Raw genomic sequence first — 6304 nt, 5'->3', positions numbered from 1 at the left:
CCCCAGCTCCACGGCCATCGCCCGGCCCGCCCCCCGGGTGGCCCCGGCGACCAGGGCGATCCTGCCCGCCAGCGGCCCGTTCCGCCGCTGTTCCCGTTCTCCGTCGTGCATGCGCCCGTCCTTCTCCATCGCCGCGTACGGCGTCCTCTCCGACGGGAACGACCCTGGCAGCCAATCCGGACACCTTCTGTCCGGCTTTCCTGGCGTCTTCCGGCACGTCCCGCGTGCGCGGCGCCCGCGACGCGATCATGCTGTTGCCGTGATGGACGAGACGGACTTCTGGGACATCATCGACAGCACCAGGCGCGAGGCGGGCGGCGATCCCGACGTGCACGCCGACGCCCTGGTCGAACGCCTCGCCGGTCTCGACCCGGAGGCCGTCACCGACTTCGCGCGGCACTTCGAGGCGCGGTTCGCGCGCGCCGGGCGCTGGGACCTGTGGGGCGCCGCCTGGGTGCTGCTCGGCAGCGCGGGCGACGACACGTTCGAGAACTTCCGCTGCTGGCTCATCGGCCAGGGCCGCGGCCTCTTCGAGGGCGCGCTCGCCGACCCCGACGCCCTCGCCGGCCTGCTGCCGGGCGACTTCGACCCGAGGACCGAGGGCGAGGCGGAGGAGCTGGGCTACGCCGCCTACGACGCGTACGAGCAGCTGACGGGCGAGCAGCTCCCCGGGCTCGGCATGCCCCAGCCGCAGCCCGAACCCGAGGGGGAGCGGCCCGACTTCGAGGACGACGCGGCCCTGGCGGCGGCGTACCCCCGCCTGTGGGCGCGTTTCCGCGGACCCGGGGCCCCGCCGGGGCGCCCCGAGCCCTGATCCACCAGGATGGGCCCATGGAGCCTCGCCGCATCGCGATCACCGGCAGCCACGGACTCATCGGCGGAGCCCTGGCGGGCACCCTGCGCGCCGAGGGGCGCGACGTGGTGCGGCTGGTGCGCCGGGAGCCGCGCGCCGGGGACGAGCGGCGCTGGGACCCCACGGGCCGGGACCCGGAGGCGAACGCCGCCGCCCTCGACGGCTGCGACGCCGTCGTGCACATGGCGGGCGCCGGGGTCGCCGACCGGCGCTGGACCGCCCGGTACAAGCGGGTCATCCGCGACAGCCGGGTGCTGGGGACGGCCGCCGTCGCCGAGGCCATCGCCTCGCTCGCCACCCCGCCGAGGGTGTTCCTGTCCGGCAGCGCCATCGGCTTCTACGGCTACACGGGGGACCGCGAGGTGGACGAGCGGACGCCGGGCGGCACCGGGTTCCTCGCCGACGTCGCCCGCGACTGGGAGGCCGCCGCCGCGCCCGCGGAACGGGCCGGGGTGCGCACCGTCCTGATCCGGACCGGCCTCGTGGTGGCCAGGTCCGGCGGCGCGTGGGGGAAGCTGTTCCCCCTCTTCAGGGCCGGGCTCGGCGGCCCGATCGGCGGGGGCCGGCAGTACTGGAGCCCCATCGCGCTGGACGACTACCTCGCGGCGCTCCGCTTTCTCATGGACGAGGCCGACGACGTGTCGGGCCCGGTGAACCTGACGGGCCCCCACCCCGTCACCAACCGCGAGGCGACCCGCGCGATGGGGCGCGTGCTGCGGCGGCCCACGCTGTTCCCCGTTCCGGCGGCGGTGCTGCGCGTGGTGCTCGGGGAGTTCTCCCAGGATGTGGTGGGCAGTCAGCGGGTGCTGCCCCGGCGGCTGCTGGACGCGGGGTTCACGTTCGAGCACCCCACCGTCGAGGACGCCGTGCGGGCCGCGCTCGCCCGGCGCGGGTAGGGATCGGCCGCTCCGCCCGCGTTGTGCTACCTCTGTGCGCCCATGCCCGCTGCATGCGCTCTGTCGCATTCCGCCCGGCGTGAGAGGGTCGGCTCCGGTTCGGGCATCGCCCGTGCCAGGAACGGGCATTCAGCACGGGGGCTCACCAGGCCACCGCCTGAACCGAGCCCGCCGCACTGACGCACCGACCCCTCACCGGGAGGCCACGTGCTCAAGCGCCGAACGCCCCGGGCGTTCTCCGACATCGTCATCATCGGGGGCGGAACGGCAGGGCTTGCCGCCGCCCACCACCTGAGCGCCGCCGGACTCACGGTGACCGTTCTCGAAGCGGCGGACCGGATCGGCGGCCGGATGGCCACCGAACACCGCGACGGCTTCCGCCTCGACCGCACCGGCCAGCTGTCCCTGGCCGACTCCCCCGCCCTGCGGGGGCTGCCGCGCCCGCTGCCGCTGCGGCGGCTGACCGGCGGGATCCTGCTGCGCGGCCCGGCCCACGCGCACCGCATCGGCGAGGCCGACGGCCACCGGCAGGAGGCTCAGGCGCCGGGGCCGCACGTGCTGGCCCCCGCGTTCGACCGGATCTGGCTGCGCGCCCATCTGGCGCGGCTCGGCCGCTGCCCCGACGCGCGGCTGCGGGCCAGACCCGAGCTGACCGCGGCCGGCGCGCTGAGCGCCCGCGGCATACCACCCCACATAGCCGAGAGCTCGCTGCGCCCCCTGCTGTCCGCGCTGCTCCACGATCCCGAGCTGGCGACGTCGAGCCGCCTGGGCGACCTGACGCTGCGGGCGTTCGCGCGGCGGGGGCTGAGCCTTCCGGCGGGCGGCGCGGAGGCGCTGCCGCGGCTGCTGGCCGCCGGGCTGCCGGCGGGCTCGGTGCGGACCGGGGCGCGGGTCGTGTCGGTGGCGACCACGGTGGTGACGACGGAACGGCACGGGGCGTTCCGGTGCCGGGCCGTCGTGGTGGCCACCGGCGCCGCCGAGGCGGCCCGGCTGCTGCCGGGTCTGCGGGTGCCGGACTTCAGGCCGGTGACGGTGCTGCACCACGCGGCGCCCGCCGCGTTGCCCTCGGGGGCGACGCTGATCGTGGACACGGGCGGGCGGGGTCCCGTCGCCCACACGATGGCCGCCTCGGCGGCCGACCCGTCGCGGGCTCCCGAGGGGTCGACGCTGGTGACCTCGGTGGTGCTCGGCGCGGCGGCGGGCGAGCCGGCCGAGCTGCTGGACAAGGCGGCGCGCGGGCAGCTGGGCGAGATGCACGGGACGGCGGAGGACGACTGGGAGCTGCTGGCGGCCCACCACGACCCGCAGGCGGTGCCGGTGGTGCCGCCGCCGTTCTCCGGGGTGCGGCCCGTCCGGCTGCTCGACGGCCTGTACATCTGCGGCGACCACCGGGACGCGCCGGGCCCGGCGCGTCCCGGTGGTCGCCGCAGATGTACAGGCCGTCGAGCAGCCGGACGGGCCGCACCCCGGAGAACGGCGGCGGCACCACCGGCACCGCCTGCGGGTCGTGGTGGGCCGCCAGCAGCTCCCAGTCGTCCGCCGCCGTCCCGTGCATCTCGCCCAGCTGCCCGCGCGCCGCCTTGTCCAGCAGCTCGGCCGGCTCGCCCGCCGCCGCGCCGAGCACCACCGAGGTCACCAGCGTCGACCCCTCGGGAGCCCGCGACGGGTCGGCCGCCGAGGCGGCCATCGTGTGGGCGACGGGACCCCGCCCGCCCGTGTCCACGATCAGCGTCGCCCCCGAGGGCAACGCGGCGGGCGCCGCGTGGTGCAGCACCGTCACCGGCCTGAAGTCCGGCACCCGCAGACCCGGCAGCAGCCGGGCCGCCTCGGCGGCGCCGGTGGCCACCACGACGGCCCGGCACCGGAACGCCCCGTGCCGTTCCGTCGTCACCACCGTGGTCGCCACCGACACGACCCGCGCCCCGGTCCGCACCGAGCCCGCCGGCAGCCCGGCGGCCAGCAGCCGCGGCAGCGCCTCCGCGCCGCCCGCCGGAAGGCTCAGCCCCCGCCGCGCGAACGCCCGCAGCGTCAGGTCGCCCAGGCGGCTCGACGTCGCCAGCTCGGGATCGTGGAGCAGCGCGGACAGCAGGGGGCGCAGCGAGCTCTCGGCTATGTGGGGTGGTATGCCGCGGGCGCTCAGCGCGCCGGCCGCGGTCAGCTCGGGTCTGGCCCGCAGCCGCGCGTCGGGGCAGCGGCCGAGCCGCGCCAGATGGGCGCGCAGCCAGATCCGGTCGAACGCGGGGGCCAGCACGTGCGGCCCCGGCGCCTGAGCCTCCTGCCGGTGGCCGTCGGCCTCGCCGATGCGGTGCGCGTGGGCCGGGCCGCGCAGCAGGATCCCGCCGGTCAGCCGCCGCAGCGGCAGCGGGCGCGGCAGCCCCCGCAGGGCGGGGGAGTCGGCCAGGGACAGCTGGCCGGTGCGGTCGAGGCGGAAGCCGTCGCGGTGTTCGGTGGCCATCCGGCCGCCGATCCGGTCCGCCGCTTCGAGAACGGTCACCGTGAGTCCGGCGGCGCTCAGGTGGTGGGCGGCGGCAAGCCCTGCCGTTCCGCCCCCGATGATGACGATGTCGGAGAACGCCCGGGGCGTTCGGCGCTTGAGCACGTGGCCTCCCGGTGAGGGGTCGGTGCGTCAGTGCGGCGGGCTCGGTTCAGGCGGTGGCCTGGTGAGCCCCCGTGCTGAATGCCCGTTCCTGGCACGGGCGATGCCCGAACCGGAGCCGACCCTCTCACGCCGGGCGGAATGCGACAGAGCGCATGCAGCGGGCATGGGCGCACAGAGGTAGCACAACGCGGGCGGAGCGGCCGATCCCTACCCGCGCCGGGCGAGCGCGGCCCGCACGGCGTCCTCGACGGTGGGGTGCTCGAACGTGAACCCCGCGTCCAGCAGCCGCCGGGGCAGCACCCGCTGACTGCCCACCACATCCTGGGAGAACTCCCCGAGCACCACGCGCAGCACCGCCGCCGGAACGGGGAACAGCGTGGGCCGCCGCAGCACGCGCCCCATCGCGCGGGTCGCCTCGCGGTTGGTGACGGGGTGGGGGCCCGTCAGGTTCACCGGGCCCGACACGTCGTCGGCCTCGTCCATGAGAAAGCGGAGCGCCGCGAGGTAGTCGTCCAGCGCGATGGGGCTCCAGTACTGCCGGCCCCCGCCGATCGGGCCGCCGAGCCCGGCCCTGAAGAGGGGGAACAGCTTCCCCCACGCGCCGCCGGACCTGGCCACCACGAGGCCGGTCCGGATCAGGACGGTGCGCACCCCGGCCCGTTCCGCGGGCGCGGCGGCGGCCTCCCAGTCGCGGGCGACGTCGGCGAGGAACCCGGTGCCGCCCGGCGTCCGCTCGTCCACCTCGCGGTCCCCCGTGTAGCCGTAGAAGCCGATGGCGCTGCCGGACAGGAACACCCTCGGCGGGGTGGCGAGCGAGGCGATGGCCTCGGCGACGGCGGCCGTCCCCAGCACCCGGCTGTCGCGGATGACCCGCTTGTACCGGGCGGTCCAGCGCCGGTCGGCGACCCCGGCGCCCGCCATGTGCACGACGGCGTCGCAGCCGTCGAGGGCGGCGGCGTTCGCCTCCGGGTCCCGGCCCGTGGGGTCCCAGCGCCGCTCGTCCCCGGCGCGCGGCTCCCGGCGCACCAGCCGCACCACGTCGCGCCCCTCGGCGCGCAGGGTGCCCGCCTGGGCTCCGCCGATGAGTCCGTGGCTGCCGGTGATCGCGATGCGGCGAGGCTCCATGGGCCCATCCTGGTGGATCAGGGCTCGGGGCGCCCCGGCGGGGCCCCGGGTCCGCGGAAACGCGCCCACAGGCGGGGGTACGCCGCCGCCAGGGCCGCGTCGTCCTCGAAGTCGGGCCGCTCCCCCTCGGGTTCGGGCTGCGGCTGGGGCATGCCGAGCCCGGGGAGCTGCTCGCCCGTCAGCTGCTCGTACGCGTCGTAGGCGGCGTAGCCCAGCTCCTCCGCCTCGCCCTCGGTCCTCGGGTCGAAGTCGCCCGGCAGCAGGCCGGCGAGGGCGTCGGGGTCGGCGAGCGCGCCCTCGAAGAGGCCGCGGCCCTGGCCGATGAGCCAGCAGCGGAAGTTCTCGAACGTGTCGTCGCCCGCGCTGCCGAGCAGCACCCAGGCGGCGCCCCACAGGTCCCAGCGCCCGGCGCGCGCGAACCGCGCCTCGAAGTGCCGCGCGAAGTCGGTGACGGCCTCCGGGTCGAGACCGGCGAGGCGTTCGACCAGGGCGTCGGCGTGCACGTCGGGATCGCCGCCCGCCTCGCGCCTGGTGCTGTCGATGATGTCCCAGAAGTCCGTCTCGTCCATCACGGCAACAGCATGATCGCGTCGCGGGCGCCGCGCACGCGGGACGTGCCGGAAGACGCCAGGAAAGCCGGACAGAAGGTGTCCGGATTGGCTGCCAGGGTCGTTCCCGTCGGAGAGGACGCCGTACGCGGCGATGGAGAAGGACGGGCGCATGCACGACGGAGAACGGGAACAGCGGCGGAACGGGCCGCTGGCGGGCAGGATCGCCCTGGTCGCCGGGGCCACCCGGGGGGCGGGCCGGGCGATGGCCGTGGAGCTGGGG

4 protein-coding genes and 2 pseudogenes are annotated in these 6304 nt (G+C 76.9%); 3 read left to right on the top strand and 3 right to left on the bottom strand.

Going from position 1 to position 6304, the window contains the following annotated elements; translation table 11 throughout:
* Positions 1–262 precede the first annotated feature (262 nt).
* The 3 genes and pseudogenes from ADY01_RS31285 to ADY01_RS40035 all read left to right on the top strand — a co-directional run.
* Positions 263–814, top strand: a complete 552-nt coding sequence (locus tag ADY01_RS31285) for a DUF4240 domain-containing protein (protein ID WP_199826355.1) — start codon at positions 263–265, stop codon at positions 812–814.
* Positions 815–831: 17 nt separating this feature from the next.
* The gene (locus tag ADY01_RS31290; protein ID WP_049580102.1) at positions 832–1749 is read left to right on the top strand and encodes a TIGR01777 family oxidoreductase; all 918 of its coding nucleotides are present in this window, start codon (positions 832–834) and stop codon (positions 1747–1749) included.
* 207 nt (positions 1750–1956) lie between these two features.
* Positions 1957–3090 (top strand): annotated as a pseudogene (locus tag ADY01_RS40035) (FAD-dependent oxidoreductase); the annotation flags it as partial.
* A 127-nt stretch (positions 3091–3217) separates the two neighbouring features.
* Here ADY01_RS40035 and ADY01_RS41075 read toward each other — a convergent pair.
* From ADY01_RS41075 to ADY01_RS31320, 3 genes and pseudogenes are all read right to left on the bottom strand, one after another.
* Positions 3218–4348: pseudogene (locus tag ADY01_RS41075) on the bottom strand (FAD-dependent oxidoreductase); the annotation flags it as partial.
* A gap of 207 nt (positions 4349–4555) precedes the next feature.
* Positions 4556–5473: a TIGR01777 family oxidoreductase gene (locus ADY01_RS31315; protein ID WP_049580101.1), complete on the bottom strand. Its 918-nt coding sequence runs from the start codon at positions 5471–5473 to the stop codon at positions 4556–4558.
* A gap of 17 nt (positions 5474–5490) precedes the next feature.
* Positions 5491–6042, bottom strand: coding sequence for a DUF4240 domain-containing protein (locus ADY01_RS31320; protein WP_199826355.1), 552 nt, complete (start codon positions 6040–6042; stop codon positions 5491–5493).
* Positions 6043–6304: the final 262 nt, after the last annotated feature.

The organism is Streptomyces sp. SBT349, assembly GCF_001083795.1.
In the GTDB taxonomy this organism is placed as follows: domain Bacteria; phylum Actinomycetota; class Actinomycetes; order Streptomycetales; family Streptomycetaceae; genus Streptomyces.
Note: the sequence above shows the minus strand (reverse complement) of the source record. Positions and strands in the feature narration are given on the sequence as shown.